Source organism: Enterobacter sp. UPMP701, from assembly GCF_053709515.1.
In genome coordinates this window covers 49564-72863 of record NZ_JBSKJN010000010.1, presented here as the reverse complement: position 1 = coordinate 72863, position 23300 = coordinate 49564, and the positions used below count along the sequence as shown (strand labels likewise).

Below are 23300 nucleotides of genomic sequence, written 5' to 3'. Positions count from 1 at the left end.
TCTCGTGCGGGTGAGGGTTACTCAGTCTCACCGTGTTTAAATTTCATCAGATCGCGGCGCTCTTTTTTATCCGGCCGCCGGTCCGGGTGAGGCATCGTCAACGCATTCATTTTGCGCGCCAGCGCGGTCTTCTCGCGCTTTTCAATGCTTTCAGCCGTCTCTTCATAAAGCAGTACGGCTTCCGATGCGGGCCGTCGCTGTTCGGTAATGGCTTTAATCACTACCGTACGTTCATCGTTGCCCTGACGCAGCGTTAAGGTGGCATTCAGCTCAACCAGCTTGCTCGGCTTGCTGCGCTGGCCGTTGTAATGCACTTTACCGCCGTCAACCATCTCGCGGGCAAGGGCGCGCGTTTTATAAAAACGGGCGGCCCACAGCCATTTATCCAGTCTTACCCCGTCAGAGGGTTTTTCTTTCATGGCGTCTCCTTCACGGTGAGTGAGGGGATCATCTGGCGGTAGTCGTTCAGTCCGGGATGTCGCAGATAGCTTTTTTCAGCCAGGCCAGAGTCAGGATTGGTAACGCCCAGACAATAGCGAATGCCAAACGCTGCCGCAGAATCCAGAATGGGCTCGCTGTCGTCAATGAACAGCGTGCGCTCCGGCTGCAAACCGGTCTCTTCCTTCACCGCATGCCACAACCGCTGATCCTCTTTCGGATAACCAAATGTGTGGGTGGAAAGTAATAAATCAAGGTGCGACGCCAGCCCCGTATGCTCCAGCTTCACGGCCAGGTTATGCGGATGCGCGTTGGTCAGCAAAATACGGCGCTTGCCGCTTGCTTTCAGCGCATCCAGGAACGGAACCGTATCCTCGCGCAATACGGCGCGTGGTCCCTGGGCGGTGGTCATGGCACAAATATCCAAACCGAGGCGCTCGCTCCAGTAGTCAAGACAGTACCAGTTTAGCGTATGTTGCACCGCGCTATATTGCGAACGAATGAACGCCTGCGCTTCTGCCGGGGAGATCCCCTGCTGTTCGCCATAGGTTTCCGGCACCAGCTTTTGCCAGAAATAGTTATCAAAGGCGAGATCGAGCAGCGTGCCGTCCATATCCAGCAGAACGGTGTCGACCTCCTGCCAGGCGATATCAAGATGCATAAGGGGAACTCCAGCCAGAAGAAACGTGCGCGACAGGGTAGCACATCTTGCCGCGCAACGACGTTATCAGATCAGGCTCTCAGAGGAGGGGATCAGCTTAGGATTAAGGCAGTTTTCGTAGTATTGCTGGATCTCAGCCAGACGCGTGCGCGAGCGCTGGTAACGACGCAGGGCCATAAAACCGTTCCAGAAAATGGCGATCAGCATCGCGGCCATCAGCAGAGAGGTGCCAATGTAACGCCACAGCCCTGCGCTGTCCGGCATCCGGTGCAGGCCGATATGTCGGGTGCCGTTGGCGTCGGTGTAGATGCTTGTAACAATCCCTTCGGCACTGAACGGGGTTTGCATCAGCATCTGTGCCAGACGCTGGAACTGGGCCCACTGTTCCTGTGCCGGATAGTCATACAGCGCGACCTGCGGGTAAGGCTGATCGACCAGGTCGCTGCCTTCATCGCTGGCAATCACAAAGCCGCCCGGCGCCGGGCTGTTGAGCGCCTGAGCCGCACGGGTGGTTTCGCGCATCATAAACGGCGATGTCGACGTGGCGACCAGGTTATCCAGCGACTCCGCGCTGACCGGGCGCAGCAGCACGTTAACGCCATCCAGTCGTCCCGCTTCGGCGCGTTTCACCAGCGAGTCCCAGTCTTTACTGTTCCCGAGGTTAACCAGCGCGTTTTTGAGGCGTACGCACTCATCCTGCGAGGAGCATAAATCCTGAGTTTTCAGGACGATATCGCCAAAGTCATCCAGCAGCACCATGCCTGATTTCTGAATGGCCGAGCGCAGCGCGGGGCTGACGCGTGAATCATCATCCGGTTTCGGGTGCAGCTGGCGGTTAACCGTCTGGGTCAGCGCCGTGGCTTTATTCACCACTTCAGATTCCGGCAGCGGCAGCGGCGGCGCGTCGTTCCAGATAATTTGCGAGCAGTCGAACGGCATGAAAGGTGAGTTCTGGCGCGTGTTCCACGCCCCCGGAGTGTGGATGTTACACATCCCGGTGCCTTTCAGGCGCAGCGTATCGCCTACTCGTACACCCGCTTCATCGAGTTGGTTGACGCTGGTCGCTTCGATGGTCTGCGCCCCTTTGATCCACGACAGGGTAAATTTGATGGGCATATCCAGCGGGACGAAAAGCAGCAGCATGATAAATACCAGCGCGGCGCCTGCGGCGATAACCGTGCTGCGCAGCCAGTGCTGAAGCGGGAAATTTTTTACTTCATCGTGCAGAGAGAGAAAACGCCCCTGACGCACAACGTGGCGGTCAAGGTAGATATCAATGTCGGTTTTCTGCCCTAAATCCTGCGCGATCCACGGCTGCCAGTGGCGCGGGTAGATCAGGTCGATGATACCGAGCGAAATATTGTTGAGATGCTCCTGATCGTTTTCACCGAACAGGCCCCAGCGCTTTGGCGTGCCGCGCAGGCAGTGGATCTCCCGCAACGAGGTTTTTGCCGGCGGAGCAAAGATCCCCCACATCCCGGCAGCAAGTAGCAGCACTGCGCCCCCCGCCAGCCATGGGACAAACACGTCCGGCGTCAGCAGGCAGACAAAAAAGAGCAGGAAAGCGGCAACGATCAGGATGGCTTCACGAATGCCATCAGGACGGCTCAGGGCGTACTCTTCATGCGTCTCCTGACGAATGTTCAGCAGTTCGATCTGCTCGGTCTCTTCACCACGAATGGAGGCCTGCGTTGAGCTCGCGCGCTCCAGCGCAAAACGCGGGGCTTCGTGAAGATAGTCGTTCAGGGTATGGCCGTTGAGCGAAATAACCAGCGGCAGCGAATCGGTGTGAATCAGTTCAACGCTGTTTTCGTCGTTAATGTACTGCTCCCAGGACGGAGGCAGGTGCACTTCGACGGAATCGAGATAGTAGCGCCACTTATTAGGGTCGTCGGTGGTGATGCCATAGCGCGTGATGGAGCGCGTCACGCAGAGTACGGTATCACTCTGCGCGTTAAGCTTCAGTGCGACAGGCGCAGCGGTAGCTCCCGTCGGCCCGGGCGTTAACTGAGAACGGTTCAGCGTTTCGAGATAGTTTTCAACCGCATCACGTTCGTCTTGCGTGAGTTTACGGGTTGTCGCCCCCGCGAAAGCATTTAAAAAAGGCAGCCGGTAACGGCGCTGCGCGCGTCTCCTGTACAGCCATCCTGCAATCAATGCGCTGGCCAGCATAGCAGCGAGAACAATCAAAATGGTGCTCATGCTTTCCCCATCTTACTTATCTTCTTACAGGTGTAGTCAGTAGCACCTTTACATTGAATGAGAGTCTGTGGCTGGCTATCGGCAAGTATGGAGTCGAACTTGAGCATTCTGAAGCGCATCCCAGTGACCGGTGATGATAGCAAAGCCTGTCATGGCGCGATATCAGCAAATTCCTGGAAACATTTCAACCTCTTGACATTTGTTTTGAATTGAGGATTGATCCCGAATACGTTGCATAAATGTAAATAAAGAACAATTGACATTGCCGAAACCGTGCGGCATATCGCACAATAAAGCCAGTTCACACTGCTAAGACCCCATCAAGATGAGCAAACCACTACAAAAACCCACCATTCTGAATGTTGAAACTGTCGCCAAATCGCGGCTGTTTAATGTCGAGAGTGTGGATCTGGAGTTCAGCAACGGTGTGCGTCGCGTTTATGAACGTATGCGCCCCTCTTCGCGCGAAGCGGTGATGATAGTCCCTATTGTCGACGATCATCTGATTTTGATCCGCGAATACGCCGTGGGGACGGAATCTTACGAGCTTGGGTTCTCGAAAGGGCTCATCGACCCGGGTGAAACGGTTTTTGAAGCAGCAAACCGCGAGCTGAAAGAAGAGGTGGGGTTTGGCGCGAACGAGCTGTCGTTCCTGAAAAAGCTGAGCATGGCGCCGTCCTATTTTTCCAGCAAAATGAATATCGTGGTGGCTGAGGATCTCTATCCTGAATCACTGGAGGGAGATGAACCAGAGCCGCTGCCGCAGGTTCGCTGGCCGCTGGCGCATCTGATGGATCTGCTTGAAGACCCTGACTTTAACGAAGCTCGCAACGTGAGTGCGCTGTTCCTGGTTCGCGAGTGGTTGAAGGGGCAGGGGCGGCTGTAGGGCATAAAAAAGCCGGGTGGCGGCTTCGCCTTACCCGGCCTGGATTTCTTTGCCCGGTTTTTACCGGGCATTTTTATGCTTAAAACAGCTCGTGCGTCTCGCCGTTATCAATAATCTCTGTTCCCACCTCGTGCACCGCCTGTGTGGTTGGCTGCGTACCTTCGATGAAATACTCGGCACGGCTATTGCCGCCGTTAGCGAGCTGGCCAGTGCTGCGGTCGATATTGACCGTCACCACGCCCGGAGGCGGCGTCAGCGGCTGCTCTGGCACGCCTTCAAGAACGGATTTCATGTACGCATCCCAGGCGGGTTGCGCACTTTTGGCGCCACCTTCGTAGCCGGAAATCTGATCTTTAATCGCGCCGGATGCGGTTGTACGACCTAAATCACGGCGGTGGTCGTCGAAACCGATCCAGACTGACGTCACCACGCCCGGACCGTAGCCGGAGAACCACGCATCTTTCGAGCTGTTGGTCGTCCCGGTTTTACCGCCGATATCGTGACGCTGCAGATCGCGTCCTGCTCGCCAGCCGGTACCCTGCCAGCCCGGTTCACCGAAGATGTTGGTGTTCAGCGCGCTCTTGATCAGGAATGACAGCGGCGTGTTGATCACGTGCGGGGCGTATTCCTGCGCACCGGTCTGGGCGACCAGCGACTGGTTAGCCTGCTCCAGCTGCGGCTGCGGCACGACGATATTTGGCTGCTCCTGAGAAACAGCAGGGTCTTCCATGTCCTTGTTTTCAAGCACCTCGGATTTCGGCGTATTGCCGTAAATGACCGGAATATCGCACTCAGGGCAGGCAATTTTCGGCCTTGCTTCAAACAGCACGCCGCCCTGATCATTCTCGATTTTACTGATGAAGTACGGATCAACCAGGAAGCCGCCGTTGGCCATCACCGAGTATCCGCGCGCGACCTGAAGCGGCGTAAAGGAGGCTGAACCTAACGCCAGCGATTCGGTACGAACGATATTCTGCGCCGGGAAACCGAAGCGTTGCAGATACTCTGCTGCATAGTCGACGCCCATTGCGCGCATGGCGCGTACCATCACCACGTTTTTCGACTGCCCCAGACCCTGGCGGAGACGAATAGGGCCGGCATACTGCGCAGGGGAGTTCTTCGGCTGCCAGTCGGAACCGGCACCGGCATCCCAGCGGGAGATCGGTACGTCGTTAAGGATGCTGGCAAGGGTCAGTCCTTTATCCATCGCAGCCGTGTAAAGGAACGGCTTGATGTTGGAACCCACCTGACGCAGCGCCTGCGTGGCGCGGTTAAATTTGCTCTGGTTGAAATCGAACCCGCCAACCAGCGCCATTACCGCCCCGTTCTGTGGATTGATAGAGACCAGAGCCGAGTTCACATCCGGCACCTGCGCCAGCCACCAGGCATCGCCCACCTTGCGCACCCAGATTTGCTGCCCGGTCTGTACCACGTCGGTCACTTTGCGCGGCGTTGGCCCTTGCAGGGTGTCTGAACGGTATGGACGCGCCCAGCGAATACCGTCCATACGCAGGGAGACGGACGTGCCGTCCGCCAGCGTCGCAACGGCTTCCTGAGGATCGGCCTGAGTTACCACGGCTGGAAGGAGCGGACCATAAGTTGGCAGCGCTTTCAGCGTACTGGTGATCTTTTTGCTGTCCCAGGCACTCTCACCCACTTTCCAGAGCACGTTCGACGGGCCGCGATAGCCGTGGCGCATATCGTAGTCCATCACGTTATTGCGCACCGCGTCCTGGGCCGCCTGCTGTACTTTGCGGGTGACGGTAGTGTAAACGCGATAGCCATCTTCATAGGCCTTATCACCATAACGATTCACCATCTCCTGGCGCACCATTTCGGTCAGATATGGGGCAGAGAAGGCGATCTCAGGGGCATGGTAATTGGCGTCAATGACGTCGTTACGCGCCTGGTCGTACTCGCTCTGGCTGATATAGCCTTCGCTCAGCATACGTGACAGAACGACGTTACGACGTGAGGTGGCGCGATCGAGCGAGTAGAGCGGGTTGAACGTGGAAGGCGCTTTAGGCAGACCGGCGATGGTTGCCATTTCGCTTAAGGTGAGCTGCTCAACAGGCTTACCGAAGTAGACCTGTGCGGCAGCCCCCACGCCATAGGCGCGGTAGCCCAGGTAGATTTTATTGAGGTACAGCTCAAGGATCTCGTCCTTGCTCAGCAACTGCTCAATACGGATCGCCAGGAACACCTCTTTGATCTTACGTGTCAGCGTCTTTTCAGGGCTAAGGAAGAAGTTACGCGCCAGCTGTTGCGTAATGGTACTCGCCCCCTGGGAGGCGTGACCAGAGAACAGCGCAATGCTCGCGGCGCGGAAAATCCCCACCGGATCGACACCGTGGTGCTCGTAGAAACGGCTGTCCTCTGTGGCGATAAAGGCTTTCACCATGACGGGGGGGATTTGGTTTAAGGTCAGCGGGATACGACGCTTTTCGCCATACTGCGCCATCAGCTCGCCATCGGCGCTATAGACCTGCATCGGGATCTGGAGTCGCACATCGCGAAGCGTGGCGACATCAGGTAGCTGTGGCTCAATATATTTGTACAAACCATAAATCGAGCCTGCTCCCAGCAGAATGCAACAGACTGCAAGGATGAATAAATACTTTACGAACTTCACCGGAGATTTCCCATTTGGTTTCACTTGGGCAGTTTCTAAACAATCGCGCGGTAGTATAAAGGCAAGCCTGATTCATTGATATAGCCGTCAAGGTGACGGGCGATAAGGAGATCGTGAAGCATGGCTTTAAAAACATGGCAAACGGGCGTTCATATTCAACAGGATAGGGTGCTGATTGTTGCGCTGGTCAAGGAGCGATCCGGCTGGTGCTTACGTCGTTGGTGGGCCATCCCTCTGGCCGAAGGCATCATCCGCGACGGCAAAATAAGTCAGCCAGAACAGATGGTTGACGCGTTGCGCGACTGGCGGAAAACGTTGCCGCACTATCACCGGGTGTTTCTCTCTTTTCCAGCTGCACGCACTCTGCAAAAAGCGCTTCCCAGACCATCCGTTGCCCTGCGCGACAGTGAGCAACTCACGTGGCTGGGGGCGGCGCTCTCGCGCGAACTGGAAATGTCTGCAGATACCCTCTGCTTTGATTACACCCAGGATACGTTCAGCAATACGTTTCACGTGACTGCCGCACAAAACAAAGAGGTTGAAACGCTTCTGGCGCTGGCGAAAACGCTACGTTTGCGGCTGGCGGCTATCACCCCGGACGCCAGCGCGCTGGCGAACCTGCTGCCTGCGGTGGCGCCGACGCAGTGCGTCGCCTGGCGGGATGCGCATCAATGGCTGTGGGCCATGCGCCATCAGTGGGGACGTCGTTATACCACTGAAGCTGAAAACGTCGCTGAACTGGCGGCGCTGCTGGCCCTCCACCAGAACGACATTGCGCTGTTTGATACCCAACGGAACCCATGGGAAACCCTGCAGCGCTGCCATGCGCCTCTCCCCGAGTGCGGGGCTGACTATACCGTCGCGCTGGCGCTGGCCATGGGCGAGGTGCCTGAATGAACGTGACCAATCTCCTTCCCTGGCGTCAGCAGCGACGCACGCGATGCCTGCGTTTCTGGGGAGCCGTGTTTTTCGGCGCATCGCTGATGATGCTCATAGCCGTTTTCACTCTGCGAATGAACCATCTCGTGACGCTGCGCGCGCTGCAAACGCAACTGGCGGGAATGCAGTCCGTGCAGCGGGGGCTTGTCTCTCGTCAGAGGCTCACCGCAGAGGCACAGAAACCTGCGCTCACGCTGCAACGCCGCGCATGGCAACCGGTACTGGAATCCCTTTCCGGCACCATTCCGACGCAGGTCTGGCTGACAGAACTGCGTTATCAGCCTCCAGCGCTGATGTTGATCGGGTATGCCGCTACCTTGCCAGCCCTCTCTGCCCTGCGCGATGGGCTGAGACAAATCGCTGGCTTTATGCCTGGCCCGGAGGGGGAACTGCGGCAGGATAGCCAGGGGCGCTGGATGTTCACACTGCACCTGATAAGTGAGGGGTAACGCGTGAACACCTTGTCAGAACGCTGGTGTGCAAGCCGTCCCTGGTGCCGTCTGGCCTGCGGAGGGCTGGGTATTCTTCTTGTGGGACTGGCAGCGTGGAGCATCTTGCTCCGGCCAGTAGAGCGGCAGTGCGCGGAGCGGCAGCGCCAGCTGATACAGGACGCGCGGACTAACGCGTCGCTCTGGCCTACCGCCAGCCAGGTGCCGTTTCGCCCGGAAACCCTGGCGGCAGTGGAGATGCAGCCCTTTTCACCGCTCGACTTTCAGGGCGAGGGCACGGCGCTGGTTCACTGGAAACCATTGCAGAATGGAGGTGAACTGGCGCTGGACGCGGAATGGCAGACGATCACGCGTGTTTTTTCCCGGCTGGCACAGCGGGATGTGAAGGTCGCTGCGTTCACTGTTTCGCCTCAGGGCGCGGCGTTACGCCTGCAGCTGACGCTGGAGCCAGATAATGCGAAATAGCGCGAAATATCTGCTGGTTTGCTCCGCGCTGTTATTGGCCGGCATGCGCGATCCGTTTCGCCCACCAGACGATCCTTGCGCCACCAGTGAGCTGGCGCGATGGCACTACCGTGGAATGGTGGAGGGGCAGCAGGCCATCGCCATTTTGCAGGATGGGCAACAGCGCTGGTATCGCCTGAAAGCGCAGGAACGTTTCCCGGCGGGCTGGCGGATAACGGACATGAATGAAACGGAACTGTCCATTGTTGTGGGCGAAACATGTGAGCCCGAACAATGGACGTGGCAACGAGAAGGAAAGAATAAAAATGAAGTTAAGGATAGTGCTGTTGCTGCTGGCGTTCAGCCACCCGCTGTGGGCCGCCGCGCCAAAGCCGGTCACGCTGATGGTGGATGACGTTCCTGTGGTCCAGGTGCTGCAGGCGCTGGTTGCACAGGAGAACCGCAATCTGGTGGTATCGCCTGATGTCAGCGGCACGCTTTCACTCAACCTGACCCGCGTTCCCTGGCGGCAGGCGCTACAGACGGTTGTCACCAGCGCCGGGCTCGTTTTGCGTGAGGAGAGCGGCATTTTTTATGTTCATACCGCGGCATGGCAGCGTGAACAGCGGGAGCGTTCGGAACAGGAGAAGACGCGTCGGCTGCTCGATGCGCCGCTGGTTTCACACAGCATCCCTTTTTCTTATGCTGATGCCGGGGAGCTTCAAAAAGCGGCTGAAAAGCTCCTGAGTCCAAAGGGGAGTTTGTCTGTCGACAAACGTACCAACCGTCTGCTCATCAGGGATAACCAGGCGGTACTGGAGACGCTGCAGCACTGGGCGGCTCAGATGGATATACCCGTCGAGCAGGTCGAACTGGCGGCGCACATTGTCACCATTAATGAAAAAAGCCTGCGAGAGCTGGGGGTGAAGTGGAATCTTGCCGAGGCCACCGAAGCGGGCAAGGTTGGACAGATTACGACGCTTGGCAGCGATCTTTCTGTGGCCAGTGCTACCACTCATGTGGGGTTTAACATCGGGCGGATTAACGGCAGACTGTTGGATCTGGAGCTGTCGGCGCTGGAACAAAAACAGCAGGTCGATATCATCGCCAGCCCGCGTCTGCTGGCCTCGCATATGCAACCGGCCAGCATCAAGCAGGGAAGCGAGATTCCATATCAGGTTTCAAGCGGTGAAAGCGGAGCGACCTCGGTGGAGTTTAAAGAGGCGGTCCTCGGGATGGAGGTCACCCCCGTGGTCTTGCCCGGTGGACGCGTGCGTCTGAAGCTACACATCAGTGAAAACATGCCGGGGCAGGTTCTGCAGCAGGCCGATGGCGAAACGCTGGCGATCGACAAGCAGGAGATAGAAACTCAGGTAGAGGTAAAAAGCGGAGAAACGCTGGCGCTGGGGGGAATTTTTTCACAAAAAAATAAAACCGGCAGTGACAGCGTGCCGGGGCTGGGGAAAATCCCCTGGCTTGGTCAGCTTTTTCGCCACGATGGTAAGGATAACGAACGGCGTGAGTTAGTGGTGTTTATTACGCCACGTCTGGTCGGTATTCACTGACGGGCGACGATCCCCGCAATGATTTTGCATTCAGTTTGTTGCAGATGTTTGACGTGGGGCATGAATTAGCATACAAGGAGTACCGATTTGAGTTGGACTTACGTCTTATTACCTTATGCGCCCGACGCGGTGATTTAATCAGTTGCCAAACAAGCCGGAGTATTGAGATAATTTTTAGTCTGACTCTCGCTCTATTGCATATGAGGTTTCAGTTCATGTCCTGCTACGCTGGGTGTCTGCGAAGCGGGGATTACCATTAACGAATAGTCTTAGTAGTACCGATAAAATGGCAGAGAAACGCAATATCTTTCTGGTTGGGCCTATGGGTGCCGGCAAAAGCACTATTGGGCGTCAGTTAGCTCAACAACTCAATATGGAATTTTACGATTCTGATCAAGAGATTGAGAAACGAACCGGAGCTGATGTGGGCTGGGTTTTCGACGTAGAAGGCGAAGAAGGTTTCCGTGACCGAGAAGAAAAAGTGATCAACGAACTCACGGAAAAACAGGGCATCGTTCTGGCAACAGGCGGCGGCTCTGTGAAATCTCGCGAAACCCGCAACCGTCTCTCCGCCCGTGGCGTAGTGGTCTATCTTGAGACGACCATTGAGAAACAGCTGGCACGCACGCAGCGCGATAAAAAGCGCCCGCTGCTGCAGGTTGAAACGCCACCACGCGAAGTGCTGGAAGCGTTGGCCGATGAACGCAATCCGCTGTATGAAGAGATTGCCGATGTGACCATTCGTACTGACGATCAGAGCGCTAAAGTGGTTGCAAACCAGATTATTCATATGCTGGAAAGCAACTGATTCTGGCTTTATATACACTCGCCTGCGGGTAAAGCATTAAAGGTGGATGTCGCGTCATGGAGAGGATTACAGTTACTCTCGGGGAACGTAGTTACCCTATCACCATCGCGGCTGGTTTGTTTAACGACCCAGCTTCCTTTTTACCACTTAAAGCGGGTGATCAGGCGATGCTGGTCACCAATGAGACGCTGGCTCCGCTTTATCTCGACCGTGTACGCCACCTGCTTGAGCAGGCAGGCGTAAAAGTCGACAGTGTGATTCTGCCCGATGGCGAGCAGTATAAAAGCCTGACGGTACTGGATACCGTCTTTACCGGATTGCTGCAAAAACCGCACGGTCGCGATACAACACTGCTTGCCCTGGGCGGTGGTGTTGTGGGCGATCTGACCGGCTTTGCGGCCGCAAGCTACCAACGTGGCGTCCGTTTTATTCAAATTCCAACCACGTTGCTGTCTCAGGTTGACTCCTCTGTCGGTGGCAAAACGGCAGTCAACCATCCGCTCGGCAAAAACATGATTGGCGCGTTCTACCAGCCCGCATCGGTGGTGGTGGATCTCGACTGTCTGAAAACCCTGCCGAAGCGCGAGCTGGCTTCGGGTCTGGCTGAAGTGATCAAATACGGCATTATTCTGGATGGCGAGTTCTTTAACTGGCTTGAAGAGAATATGGATGCGCTGCTGCGCCTGGATGAGGCGAAACTGGCATACTGCATTCGTCGTTGTTGTGAGCTGAAAGCAGAAGTTGTCGCGGCAGACGAGCGTGAAACCGGCTTACGTGCTTTACTGAATCTTGGGCATACGTTTGGTCATGCCATTGAAGCCGAGATGGGTTACGGCAACTGGCTGCACGGTGAAGCCGTCGCGGCTGGCATGGTCATGGCAGCCCGCACCTCTGAACGTCTGGGTCAGTTTAAACCTGAAGAGACGGCACGTATCATCGCGCTGCTGGAACGTGCAGGTTTGCCGGTAACCGGGCCGCAGGAGATGTCGGCGCAAGCGTATTTACCCCACATGATGCGCGATAAAAAAGTATTGGCAGGTGAGATGCGTCTTGTACTCCCGCTTGCAATAGGGAAGAGTGAAGTGCGCGGCGGAGTGTCGCACGATGTCGTTCTTGGCGCTATCGCTGATTGTCAGCAGGCGTAACAACTAGAAAGGTCAGGCCACTGTTACCGGTGGTCGTTTAGCTTCAGGCGAAATGCAAAGACGTAGGCATAAGCCTTTGAGTGGGGTGTTAAATGGATGAATTCAAACCAGAAGACGAGCTGAAACCCGATCCCAGCGATCGTCGTACTGGTCGTTCTCGTCAATCTTCAGAACGTGATAACGAGCCGCAGATCAACTTTGACGATGTTGATCTGGATGCAGACGATCGTCGCCCTTCGCGCAGCCGCAACGCGCGTGATGAGCGAGAAGAAGAGGATTATGAGTCCGAAGAAGATTCAATGGACGAACAGCCTGTAGAGCGTCGCCCGCGTAAACGTAAAAAAGTGGCTGCGCAGAAACCGGCCTCCCGTCAGTACATCATGATGGGCCTTGGCGTTCTGGTGCTTGTGCTGCTGATTGTTGGCATTGGCTCCGCGCTGAAAGCACCGTCTACGAACTCAACCGAACAAACCGCCTCCGCAGAGAAGAGCATCAACCTTTCTGGCAATGATGCGACGGATCAGGCGAATGGTACACAGCCTGCGCCGGGCACCACTTCTGCTGAGCAGACTGCGAGCAATACAACGACGCCGCAGGATGTTTCTCTGCCGCCCGTTTCGTCAACGCCTGCTCAGGGCCAGGCACCTGCCACGCCTGAAGGCCAGCAGCGTGTAGAAGTACAGGGTGACCTGAACAATGCGCTGACGCAGCCGCAAAACCAGCAGCAGGTTGATAACGTCGTGGTGAACTCTACGCTGCCAACGGAACCTGCAACCGTCGCGCCGATTCGCGGTGGTAACGCTCAGCCACAAACGGCGGCCACGGAAACCAAACCGCACCAGACGCAAACTGCGACGCGTCCTGAACGTAAGCAGGCGGTGATTGAGCCTAAGCGTGAAACCAAACCTCAGGCCGTGGTGAAAGCGCCTGAAGTGAAGGCCGCACCGGCACAGCCGAAACGCACAGAAACGGCTGCGGTAAGCGAGCCGGCTAAAGCGCCAGTCACTCAGACCGCGCCGAAAGCAACCGCGACCACAACGGCACCTGCTGCCACCACTGCTCCTGCCGCAACTGCATCCAGCACTGCAGCAGGTAAAACAGCAGGCAACGTAGGTTCGCTGAAATCTGCGCCATCCAGCAATTACACGCTGCAGTTGAGCAGTTCGTCTAACTATGACAACCTCAACGGTTGGGCGAAGAAATCGAATCTGAAAAACTACGTTGTTTATCAGACGACCCGTAACGGTCAGCCGTGGTACGTGCTGGTGAGCGGTGTGTATGCTTCCAAAGATGAAGCGAAACGCGCCGTGGCGACACTGCCAGCAGACGTTCAGGCGAAAAACCCGTGGGCGAAGCCGATTCATCAGGTGCAGGCCGATCTGAAGTAATGTTTAAAGCGCAGGATGCTGTCGGAGCTTTCTCCACAGCCGGAGAAGGTGTAATCAGTTAGTCAGCATGAAAAAAAATCGCGCTTTTCTGAAATGGGCAGGGGGGAAATACCCCCTGCTCGATGATATTAAAAAGCACCTGCCAAAAGGCGAGTGTCTTATCGAGCCCTTCGTGGGCGCGGGATCGGTGTTCCTGAACACCGATTTTTCTCGTTATATCCTGGCGGATATCAACAGCGACCTTATCAGCCTCTATAACATCGTCAAGCTGCGTACCGATGAGTATGTGGAAGAGGCGCGGAAGCTGTTTACGCCTGAGAACAACCAGCCTGACGTCTACTATCAGTTCCGCACTGAGTTTAATCAGAGCCAGGATCCGTTCCGCCGCGCGCTGCTGTTCCTCTATCTTAATCGTCATGGCTACAACGGCCTGTGCCGGTATAACCTGCGCGGGGAATTTAACGTGCCGTTTGGTCGTTATAAGCGCCCGTATTTCCCGCAGGACGAGCTGTATCACTTTGCTGAAAAAGCGCAGAATGCAGAATTCCATTGCCTCTCCTACGAGGAGTGCATGGAGCTGGCTGGCGTAAACTCGGTGGTTTACTGTGACCCCCCTTACGCGCCGCTCTCTGCAACGGCGAATTTTACCGCCTACCACACCAATAGCTTCAGCCCGGCCGAACAGGCCCGTCTGGCGGAGATGGCGGAAAAGCTGGTCAGCAAAAGAATTCCGGTGTTAATTTCGAATCACGATACCCCTGATACGCGCGAATGGTACAAAGCCGCGAAGCATTTTCAGGTTAAGGTGCGGCGTAGCATTAGCAGCAACGGCGGCACACGTAAAAAGGTGGACGAACTTCTGGCTCTTTATCGCCCCTGAGCCGTTTTGCCCGCCGGTAAACACATTTCAAGGAGATGCGGATGAAACAGTTTTTGATTGCCCCCTCAATTCTGTCGGCCGATTTTGCCCGCCTGGGTGAAGACACCGCTAAAGCTCTCGCGGCTGGTGCGGATGTCGTCCATTTCGACGTTATGGACAACCACTATGTTCCCAACCTGACGATTGGCCCAATGGTGCTCAAGGCGCTGCGTAACTATGGTATTACCGCGCCGATCGACGTTCACCTGATGGTGAAGCCTGTCGACCGCATCGTGCCTGACTTTGCCGCAGCGGGTGCCAGCATCATCACTTTCCATCCGGAAGCCTCCGAACACGTTGACCGCACGCTGCAGCTGATCAAAGAGAACGGCTGTAAGGCGGGGCTGGTGTTTAACCCGGCCACGCCGCTGAGCTATCTCGATTACGTAATGGATAAGCTGGATGTGATCCTGCTGATGTCCGTTAACCCGGGCTTTGGCGGCCAGTCATTTATCCCTCAAACGCTTGATAAGCTGCGTGAAGTGCGCCGTCGTATCGATGAGTCGGGTTATGACATTCGTCTGGAAGTGGATGGCGGTGTGAAAGTGAATAACATTGGTGAAATTGCGGCCGCGGGCGCGGATATGTTCGTTGCAGGCTCAGCGATTTTCGACCAACCGGATTACAAAAAAGTCATTGATGAAATGCGCCGTGAACTGGCGAAGGTAAGTCATGGATAAATTGCAGGCAACCCGGGGTATCGCATTTGACCTCGACGGCACGCTGGTCGACAGCGCGCCAGGCTTAACGAGCGCCGTCGATCAGGCGCTGTATGCGCTCGAATTACCCGTTGCGGGCGAAGAGCTCGTGGTGACGTGGATTGGTAACGGTGCCGACGTGCTGATGGAGCGCGCGCTGACCTGGGCTCGCCAGGAGCGCGCATCGCAGCGTGCTGCGCAGGGTAAACCGAGCGTCGATCACGCCGACATTCCTAAAGATGAGCAGCTGCGTATTCTGCGTAAACTGTTCGATCGTTTCTATGAAGAGACGGTCGAGGAGGGGAGCTTCCTGTTCCCGGACGTTCTGGAGACGCTGAGCGCGCTGCATGCGAACGGCATCCCGCTGGGACTGGTGACCAACAAGCCAACGCCGTTCGTTGCACCACTGCTGGAAGCGCTGGATATCGCGAAGTATTTCTCTGTGGTTGTGGGCGGCGATGACGTGCAGAACAAGAAGCCACATCCGGAACCGCTGTTGCTGGTGGCAGGAAAATTATCCTTAACGCCTGCGGAGCTGCTCTTTGTTGGGGATTCACGCAATGATATTCTGGCTGCCCGAGCGGCTGGGTGTCCTTCCGTCGGATTAACCTATGGCTACAACTACGGTGAAGCCATTACGCTGAGTGAGCCGGATGTTGTGTTCGACCACTTCAAAGATTTGTTGCCCGCACTCGGGCTTTCGCACAGTGAACATCAGGAATTGAATAATGACTAAGCCCATCGTTTTTAGTGGCGCACAGCCTTCAGGTGAATTGACCATTGGTAACTACATGGGTGCGTTACGTCAGTGGGTCAGCATGCAGGATGACTACCATTGCATCTACTGCATCGTAGATTTGCATGCTATCACCGCGCGCCAGGATCCTGAGAAGCTGCGCAAAGCCACGCTGGATACGCTGGCGCTGTACCTGGCCTGTGGCATCGATCCTGAGAAGAGCACCATTTTCGTTCAGTCCCATGTGCCAGAGCACGCACAGCTGGGCTGGGCGCTGAACTGCTATACCTATTTCGGCGAGCTGAGCCGCATGACCCAGTTCAAGGATAAATCCGCGCGCTACTCTGAAAACATCAACGCCGGTCTGTTTGACTATCCGGTGCTGATGGCGGCAGATATTCTGCTGTACCAGACCAATCAGGTGCCGGTGGGTGAAGACCAGAAGCAGCACCTGGAGCTGAGCCGCGATATTGCCCAGCGCTTCAACGCGATTTACGGTGACGTGTTCAAAGTGCCTGAGCCGTTTATTCCGAAATCCGGCGCGCGCGTGATGTCGCTGCTGGAGCCGACCAAAAAGATGTCCAAGTCTGACGATAACCGCAACAACGTTATCGGCCTGCTGGAAGATCCGAAATCGGTAGTGAAAAAACTCAAGCGCGCGGTCACCGACTCCGATGAGCCGCCTGTGGTGCGCTACGACGTGCAGAACAAAGCGGGCGTCTCCAACCTGCTGGATATCCTCTCCGGCGTGACCGGGCAGAGCATTCCTGAGCTGGAGCAGCACTTCGAAGGTAAGATGTACGGCCACCTGAAAGGTGAAGTCGCGGATGCTGTTTCCGGCATGCTGACCGAGCTGCAGGAGCGCTATCACCGCTACCGTAACGACGAAGCTTTCCTGCAGAAGGTAATGAAAGACGGCGCGGAAAAAGCCAGCGCGCGCGCGTCCGAAACCCTGAAAGCGGTGTACGAAGCGATTGGGTTTGTTGCGAAGCCGTAGGTAAAAGCAAAACGGTAACGGCGTTACCGTTTTTAGGGTTTGTACCCTCTCCCTGTGGGAGAGGGCCAGGGTGAGGGCATCACGCCGCACTTTTCTAAATAAAAAAACCGGGAAATCCCCGGTTTTTTTACGCCTGAAAAACGCTTACTGCTGTGCCGCCGGGCCGCAACCGCCAATGATCTTCGAAATGGAGATCGCCGGGTGCAGCAGGTAATCGTAGCTGCAGTTATTTTTAGTATTTTGAACGTGACCGGTGCAGGCGGTCAGAGTCGATAACAGGCCAACCAGAACGGCGGCTTTTGCCAGCTTGAACATACGCATTCCTTGTCTAAAAATCTTAAATTGGATGTAACACGAGGGAATAAATGGAAAAGTTCCACTATGCGAGCGGTATGTTATCGACTGAGGTATGAAGGGAGTAGTCCGCTTAAGGACTACTCGAAGGGGGGAGAATATGCGTTAGTGATTCGAGAACCAGTTCAGCTTATCGCGCAGTTCAACCACACGACCCACAACAATCAGCGCCGGGCTTTCAACCTGCTGCGCCAGCTCACCGAGCTGCGTCAGCGCGCCATTCACCACGCGCTGCTTGATTGACGTACCGTTTTCCACCAGCGCAACGGGCATATTCGCCTCCATGCCGTGCTCCAGCAGTTTCGTCTGGATAGTGGCGGCCTGGTTCAGCCCCATGTAGAACACCAGCGTCTGCTTTTCAGCGGCCAGGTTATGCCAGTCCAGCTCGCTGCCGGTTTTCAGGTGGCCCGTCACCAGGCGCACGCTCTGGGCGTAGTCGCGATGGGTCAGCGGTATTCCGGAGTAAGCTGAACAGCCGGACGCCGCCGTAATGCCCGGCACCACGGAGAACGGAATGCCCGCGTTACACAGGGTTTCCAGCTCCTCGCCGCCGCGACCAAAGATAAACGGATCGCCGCCCTTAAGGCGCACCACGCGCTTACCTTTCTGCGCCTCGCGCAGCAGGATCTGGTTAATCTCCTCCTGCGGCACGCAGTGGTAGCCCGCGCGTTTGCCTACGAAAACGCGGTCAGCGTCGCGGCGTACCAGGTTCATGATGTCATCGGAAACCAGGCGGTCATAAACCACGATATCGGCCTGCTGGATCTGCTGCAGTCCTTTTAGCGTCAGTAACCCTGCATCACCCGGGCCTGCACCTACCAGCACGACTTCACCACGGTGATCCAGCGGCTCGCTCAGCAGCTGCTCGGTCGTCTCTTCAACGGCCTTGGTGTCCTGATTCGCCAGCGACTGCGCCAGCCTGTCGTTCACGAAGAATTTTTCCCAGAAGCGACGACGTTCGCCCACGGTTGAGAAGGTTTGCTTCACGCGTGAACGCAGTTGCCCTGCATAGTGGGCAATCTGACCAAGGTGCTGCGGCAGCACGGCCTCCAGTTTTTCCCGCAGCAGGCGGGCGAGAACCGGCGAGCGACCGCCGGACGACACCGCAATCATCAGCGGCGAGCGGTCGATAATCGACGGCATGATGAAGCTGGCCTCTTTCGGCGCATCCACCACGTTGCAGAAGATGCGGCGCGCTTCACAGGCGTCGCTGACGCGCTGGTTCACTTCATCGTCATCCGTCGCGGCAATCGTCAGCCAGCAGGTATCCAGCAGGGATTCATCAAACTCCCCCCGCACCAGCGTGAGCATCCCTTCCTGGGCCCAGACCTCAAACTGCGGGGCGAAGGTGAGGGCGTTGACGGTCAGTCGGGCGCCAGCCTCCAGCAGCAGGCGAGCTTTGCGTTCAGCCACATCGCCGCCGCCCACAAGCAGGCAGTCGCGATGGCGTAATTGACAGAAAATCGGCAGGTGGTCCACGACGTTACCTCACAGCATTCAAGGAGGGGGTAAGAATTGACGTCAGGATAACAGCAGGAATCGTACAGAACATACGGTTTTTCCTGCCGTTACCCATAAGGGGTCATAAGCCTTTCCTATTGAAAAGGCGGGGGGTTAGGCTTTGAGCTGCACCTTGCCGTCCTTCACGCGGACGTCGTAGTGCTTCACAGAGAAGCTTTCATCTTCCATGCAGCGTCCGTCGGTTAAACGGAAACGCTGCTTTTTCAGCGGGCTGGCAACCCACAGCTCGCCCTGATGCTCCGCAATCAGTCCGCGGGAGAGCACGCTGGCTTCGAAGAACGGATCGATATTGCTGATGGCAAAAACCTGTTCATCGTGGCGAGGACGGAAAATGGCGACCTGTTCGTTGCCCAGCAGCGCACACACGCCGGTGGCGGGCAGAATGTCGTTAATCTCGCAGATGTTTACCCACTGGCTCATGCGTTTTCCTCCACCAGCGTCACTGGAATGCGTTCATACGGTGTTGCCGGGCGATGCTGTTCACGCTCTGGCACTACCTGCACGTTCGGATCGCGCTGGGTGCTGTTGATAAAGTGTTTGAAGCGCGTCTGCGCCGCCGGGGTGTTGACGGTTTCAGTCCACTCGCAGATCACCGCCTCGCGCAGGCGAGCCATCTCAGCTTCCAGATGCTCGTTCAGGCCCAGCTTGTCGTCGATGATCACCGCTTTCAGGTAGTCGATGCCGCCTTCCAGGTTATCGAGCCAGGAAGCGGTACGGGTCAGCTTATCGGCGGTACGGATGTAGAACATCATGAAGCGGTCGAGATACTGAATCAGCGTGTCACGATCGAGATCCGCCGCCAGCAGGTCCGCATGGCGTGGCTTCATCCCGCCGTTACCGCAGACGTACAGGTTCCAGCCTTTCTCGGTGGCGATGATCCCCACGTCTTTACCCTGCGCTTCCGCACATTCGCGGGTACAGCCGGAGACGCCAAACTTCATTTTGTGCGGGGTGCGGATGCCTTTATAGCGGTTTTCCAGCTCCACGCCGAAGCCCACGCTGTCGCCGACACCGTAGCGGCACCAGGTGCTGCCCACGCAGGTTTTCGCCATGCGCAGCGCTTTGGCGTACGCGTGGCCGGTTTCGAAGCCTGCTTCAATCAGCTGACGCCAGATTTCCGGCAGGTCATCCTTCTGCGCGCCAAACAGGCCGATACGCTGGGAACCGGTGATTTTGGTGTACAGGTTAAATTCACGGGCGATACGGCCCACCGCGACCAGCCCTTCCGGCGTAATTTCGCCACCAGCAGAGCGCGGAATCACGGAGTAGGTACCGTCTTTCTGGATGTTCGCCAGGAAGTTGTCGTTGGTGTCCTGCAGCGGTGTGTGTTCTGGTTTGAGCACGTACTCATTCCAGCAGGAGGCCAGCAGGGAGCCGACGGTCGGTTTACACACTTCACAGCCGTAACCCTGGCCGTGCTTCGCCAGCAGCTCGTCGAAGGACTTAATACCTTCCACGCGGATCAGGTGGTACAGCTCCTGGCGAGAGTAGGTAAAGTGCTCGCACAGGTTGTTGTTCACTTCGATGCCCTGTTTCGCCAGTTCGGCGTTCAGTACCTGAGTGACCAGTGGAATACAGCCGCCGCAGCCGGTACCGGCTTTGGTTTCCGCTTTCAGTGCCGCCACGGTGTGGCAGCCATTGTTGATAGCGGAGATCAGCATGCCTTTGGTGACGTCGAAGCAGGAGCAAATCTGCGCGCTGTCCGGCAGTTTATCCACGCCGATAGACGGCTTGCCGCTGGAGGCGTGAGCCGGAAGGATTAACGCGTCCGGGTTTTCCGGCAGCTCGATGGCGTTCAGCACCAGCTGGAGCAGGTTGCCGAAGTCGCTGGTGTCGCCCACCAGCACTGCACCGAGCAGGGTTTTGTTGTCCTGGCTGACGATAAGACGTTTGTAGACCTCTTTGCTTTCGTCGAGATAGACATAGCTGCGGGAATTCGGGGTGCGACCGTGCGCATCGCCGATACCGCCCACGTCCACGCCCAGTAGCTTCAGCTTGGCGCTCATGTCTGCGCCAGTAAATGCGTTTTCGCTACCGAGGATATGGTCAACGGCGACCTGCGCCATTTTGTAGCCCGGCGCGACCAGGCCGTATACGCGGTTGTTCCAGCTGGCGCATTCACCGATGGCGTAGATATCTGGATCGGAAGTCTGGCAGGAATCGTTAATCATGATCCCGCCGCGCTGCGCTACCGCCAGGCCGCACTGGGTCGCCAGCTTGTCGCGCGGGCGAATACCGGTGGAGAAGACGATGAAGTCCACTTCCAGCTCGCTGCCGTCGGCAAAGCGCATGGTTTTACGCGCTTCGGTACCTTCCTGCACGATCTCTTTGGTGTTCTTGCTGGTGTGAACTTTCACGCCCATGCTTTCGATTTTACGGCGCAACTGGTCGCCACCCATGTGGTCCAGCTGTTCGGCCATCAGCATTGGCGCAAATTCGATAACGTGGGTTTCAACCCCGAGGTTTTTGAGCGCGCCAGCTGCTTCCAGACCCAGCAGACCGCCGCCGACCACCGCGCCACGACGGCTTCGGCGCGCGCAGGACTCGATAGCGTTGAGGTCTTCAATCGTACGATAAACGAAGCAATCCTGCGTTTCCGAGCCTTTAATTGGCGGGATCCACGGATACGAGCCTGTCGCCATGATCAGCTTGTCGTAAAAAACTGTACGCCCGGCACTGGAGTGGATCACTTTTTCCTGACGGTTAATAGTGATGGCACGCTCGCCCACCAGCACTTTTACGCCATGCTTCTCGTAGAAACCTTCACGCACCAGAGAAAGCTCTTCGGCGGTATGATGGGAGAAGTAGGAAGACAAGTGCACGCGGTCGTACGCCTTGCGGGGTTCTTCACAGAACACGGTAATATCGAACTGCTCAGCATCGGCTTTATCGAGAAGATCCTCAATAAAGCGGTGGCCGACCATGCCGTTACCGATGATAGCGAGTCTGACTTTGCTCATTTTTGCCTCGATTTCTTATCTATTACTGCCTACCTTAACGATTCAGCAGTGGCGCTTATTGATGTAAATCAAATACGTCTTCGCCTACTCCTTAGGGGGTATGAGGCTGATTTGTCAGGATTTTTATAAGTTGTGGAAATCGCAGGCTTTTCGATGTCGTCGATTTTGTGTACAACACAAAGGCGGATTTTCAAACAAAAGTACGCTTTAACAACCGTTGCGTTTATCAGGGGAAAGGAAATGTCTACAACACCGCTTTGGCTTGTTCAGAATGTTCGCTTACCGGGTCGGGAAGGACTGTGGCAACTCGCCATTGAAAACGGCCGGTTTGGTGACATCACCCCAATGGACGATACCCACGCCGAGAGTTATGACGTGTTAAATGCGCACGGTGGGCTCGCTATTCCGCCGTTTATTGAGCCGCATATCCATCTTGATACCACCCAGACGGCGGGTGAACCAAACTGGAACCAGTCCGGCACGCTGTTTGAGGGCATTGAGCGCTGGGCGGAACGCAAGGCGTTACTCAGTCATGAGGAAGTGAAAGCGCGCGCCTGGAAAACGCTTAAATGGCAAATCGCCAACGGCATTCAGTTTGTCCGCACCCATGTGGATGTCTCGGACCCGACGCTCACCGCCCTGAAGGCCATGCTGGAGGTGAAGCAGGAGGTCGCCCCGTGGGTGACGCTGCAAATCGTCGCGTTTCCGCAGGAGGGTATTCTCTCTTACCCGAACGGCGCGGCGCTGCTGGAAGAGGCGTTAAAGCTGGGAGCCGACGTGGTGGGGGCGATCCCGCATTTCGAATTCACCCGCGAGTATGGCGTCCAGTCGCTGCACATCGCTTTCGAGCTGGCAAAGAAGTATGACCGTCCGCTGGATATTCACTGCGATGAAATTGACGACGAACAGTCGCGCTTTGTGGAGACGGTCGCGACGCTGGCCTATGAGGCCGGCATCGGCCCGCGCGTGACGGCCAGCCACACTACCGCCATGCACTCCTACAATGGCGCATACACCTCGCGGCTCTTCCGTCTGCTGAAAATGTCGGGAATTAACTTCGTCGCTAACCCGCTGGTCAACATTCATTTGCAGGGGCGCTTTGATGACTATCCGAAGCGCCGCGGCATCACGCGCGTGAAAGAGCTGCAGGAAGCGGGCATTAACGTCTGTTTCGGTCACGACGATGTCTTTGACCCGTGGTATCCGCTCGGCACCGGCAACATGCTGCAGGTGCTGCATATGGGGCTGCACGTCTGCCAGATGATGGGCTATCCGCAAATCGACAGCGGCCTGAATCTGATCACCCATAACAGCGCCCGGACCTTTGGCCTGAGCGATTACGGCATTAAGACGGGGAACCCGGCGAACCTGATTATTCTGCCTGCGGAGAGCGGGTTTGAAGCGGTGCGCCGTCAGGTGCCGGTGCGCTGGTCGATTCGTCAGGGGCGGGTGATTGCCACCACGCAGCTGGCGCAGACGTGGATCCAGACGGATGTCGGGGGAGAAGAGGTGAGTTTTACCAGAAACAGCCCCTCTGCCGAGTGCAAAGGGGCGTAAG

The 23300-nt window shown here is 56.5% G+C and carries 22 protein-coding genes; 14 read left to right on the top strand and 8 right to left on the bottom strand.

All coding sequences use genetic code 11. The features are described from left to right. Positions 1-17 precede the first annotated feature (17 nt). The 3 genes from hslR to ACWKXT_RS18895 form a co-directional block, all read right to left on the bottom strand. A complete protein-coding gene (gene hslR, locus ACWKXT_RS18905; protein WP_454529459.1) occupies positions 18-419 on the bottom strand; it encodes a ribosome-associated heat shock protein Hsp15 in 402 nt (133 codons plus the stop codon). Continuing rightward, positions 416-1099, bottom strand: a complete 684-nt coding sequence (gene yrfG / locus ACWKXT_RS18900; RefSeq protein ID WP_080329043.1) for a GMP/IMP nucleotidase — start codon at positions 1097-1099, stop codon at positions 416-418. The genes hslR and yrfG overlap by 4 nt, the downstream gene beginning before the upstream one ends. A 66-nt stretch (positions 1100-1165) precedes the next feature. Further along, the gene (locus ACWKXT_RS18895) at positions 1166-3301 is read right to left on the bottom strand and encodes an intracellular growth attenuator family protein (protein WP_454529460.1); all 2136 of its coding nucleotides are present in this window, start codon (positions 3299-3301) and stop codon (positions 1166-1168) included. A 325-nt stretch (positions 3302-3626) separates the two neighbouring features. On the opposite strand from ACWKXT_RS18895, the gene nudE reads away from it, so the two are divergent. Beyond that, complete coding sequence (gene nudE, locus ACWKXT_RS18890; RefSeq protein ID WP_008503041.1) at positions 3627-4187, top strand: ADP compounds hydrolase NudE; 561 nt, start codon at positions 3627-3629, stop codon at positions 4185-4187. A 79-nt stretch (positions 4188-4266) separates the two neighbouring features. Here the strand turns inward: nudE and mrcA are convergent, their stop codons facing one another. Further along, positions 4267-6819 (bottom strand): peptidoglycan glycosyltransferase/peptidoglycan DD-transpeptidase MrcA, encoded by a 2553-nt coding sequence (gene mrcA / locus ACWKXT_RS18885; RefSeq protein ID WP_454529461.1) that lies wholly within the window; start codon positions 6817-6819, stop codon positions 4267-4269. Between the two features lie 120 nt (positions 6820-6939). Here mrcA and ACWKXT_RS18880 point away from each other — a divergent pair, with 120 nt between their 5' ends. From ACWKXT_RS18880 to trpS, 12 genes are all read left to right on the top strand, one after another. Next, on the top strand, positions 6940-7716 hold the full coding sequence (locus tag ACWKXT_RS18880) for a DNA utilization protein HofM (RefSeq protein WP_454533110.1): 777 nt from the start codon (positions 6940-6942) through the stop codon (positions 7714-7716). Beyond that, positions 7713-8207, top strand: a complete 495-nt coding sequence (locus tag ACWKXT_RS18875) for a PilN domain-containing protein (protein ID WP_454529463.1) — start codon at positions 7713-7715, stop codon at positions 8205-8207. Before ACWKXT_RS18880 ends, ACWKXT_RS18875 begins: the two co-directional genes overlap by 4 nt. A 3-nt stretch (positions 8208-8210) precedes the next feature. Continuing rightward, entirely contained in the window at positions 8211-8672 is a 462-nt protein-coding gene (locus ACWKXT_RS18870) for a HofO family protein (protein ID WP_454533109.1), read from the top strand. Further along, on the top strand, positions 8662-9066 hold the full coding sequence (locus ACWKXT_RS18865; RefSeq protein WP_454533108.1) for a HofP DNA utilization family protein: 405 nt from the start codon (positions 8662-8664) through the stop codon (positions 9064-9066). The genes ACWKXT_RS18870 and ACWKXT_RS18865 overlap by 11 nt, the downstream gene beginning before the upstream one ends. Beyond that, positions 8978-10216 (top strand): DNA uptake porin HofQ, encoded by a 1239-nt coding sequence (gene hofQ / locus ACWKXT_RS18860; RefSeq protein WP_454533107.1) that lies wholly within the window; start codon positions 8978-8980, stop codon positions 10214-10216. Before ACWKXT_RS18865 ends, hofQ begins: the two co-directional genes overlap by 89 nt. A gap of 286 nt (positions 10217-10502) precedes the next feature. Beyond that, entirely contained in the window at positions 10503-11024 is a 522-nt protein-coding gene (gene aroK, locus ACWKXT_RS18855) for a shikimate kinase AroK (protein ID WP_003861630.1), read from the top strand. Positions 11025-11080: 56 nt separating this feature from the next. Continuing rightward, positions 11081-12169: a 3-dehydroquinate synthase gene (gene aroB, locus ACWKXT_RS18850; protein ID WP_454533106.1), complete on the top strand. Its 1089-nt coding sequence runs from the start codon at positions 11081-11083 to the stop codon at positions 12167-12169. Between the two features lie 92 nt (positions 12170-12261). Next, the gene (damX, locus tag ACWKXT_RS18845) at positions 12262-13557 is read left to right on the top strand and encodes a cell division protein DamX (protein WP_454533105.1); all 1296 of its coding nucleotides are present in this window, start codon (positions 12262-12264) and stop codon (positions 13555-13557) included. Between the two features lie 67 nt (positions 13558-13624). Further along, a complete protein-coding gene (dam, locus tag ACWKXT_RS18840; RefSeq protein WP_080329033.1) occupies positions 13625-14437 on the top strand; it encodes an adenine-specific DNA-methyltransferase in 813 nt (270 codons plus the stop codon). A gap of 41 nt (positions 14438-14478) precedes the next feature. After that, entirely contained in the window at positions 14479-15156 is a 678-nt protein-coding gene (gene rpe / locus ACWKXT_RS18835) for a ribulose-phosphate 3-epimerase (protein ID WP_003861634.1), read from the top strand. Further along, positions 15149-15910, top strand: a complete 762-nt coding sequence (gene gph / locus ACWKXT_RS18830; protein WP_454533104.1) for a phosphoglycolate phosphatase — start codon at positions 15149-15151, stop codon at positions 15908-15910. Before rpe ends, gph begins: the two co-directional genes overlap by 8 nt. Beyond that, a complete protein-coding gene (gene trpS / locus ACWKXT_RS18825) occupies positions 15903-16907 on the top strand; it encodes a tryptophan--tRNA ligase (RefSeq protein ID WP_121426113.1) in 1005 nt (334 codons plus the stop codon). Before gph ends, trpS begins: the two co-directional genes overlap by 8 nt. A 144-nt stretch (positions 16908-17051) precedes the next feature. Here trpS and ACWKXT_RS18820 read toward each other — a convergent pair whose 3' ends face one another. The 4 genes from ACWKXT_RS18820 to nirB all read right to left on the bottom strand — a co-directional run bounded on the left by ACWKXT_RS18820 (position 17052) and on the right by nirB (position 21742). Next, the gene (locus tag ACWKXT_RS18820; RefSeq protein ID WP_008503029.1) at positions 17052-17222 is read right to left on the bottom strand and encodes a YhfL family protein; all 171 of its coding nucleotides are present in this window, start codon (positions 17220-17222) and stop codon (positions 17052-17054) included. A 144-nt stretch (positions 17223-17366) separates the two neighbouring features. Further along, positions 17367-18740, bottom strand: coding sequence for a siroheme synthase CysG (cysG, locus tag ACWKXT_RS18815; RefSeq protein ID WP_454529469.1), 1374 nt, complete (start codon positions 18738-18740; stop codon positions 17367-17369). Between the two features lie 135 nt (positions 18741-18875). Then, positions 18876-19202: a nitrite reductase small subunit NirD gene (gene nirD / locus ACWKXT_RS18810; protein ID WP_045268730.1), complete on the bottom strand. Its 327-nt coding sequence runs from the start codon at positions 19200-19202 to the stop codon at positions 18876-18878. Further along, positions 19199-21742, bottom strand: coding sequence for a nitrite reductase large subunit NirB (gene nirB, locus ACWKXT_RS18805; RefSeq protein WP_454533103.1), 2544 nt, complete (start codon positions 21740-21742; stop codon positions 19199-19201). Before nirB ends, nirD begins: the two co-directional genes overlap by 4 nt. A 240-nt stretch (positions 21743-21982) precedes the next feature. Between nirB and ACWKXT_RS18800 the strand changes: the two genes are divergently transcribed. Continuing rightward, positions 21983-23299, top strand: coding sequence for a cytosine deaminase (locus ACWKXT_RS18800; protein WP_454533102.1), 1317 nt, complete (start codon positions 21983-21985; stop codon positions 23297-23299). Position 23300: the final 1 nt, after the last annotated feature.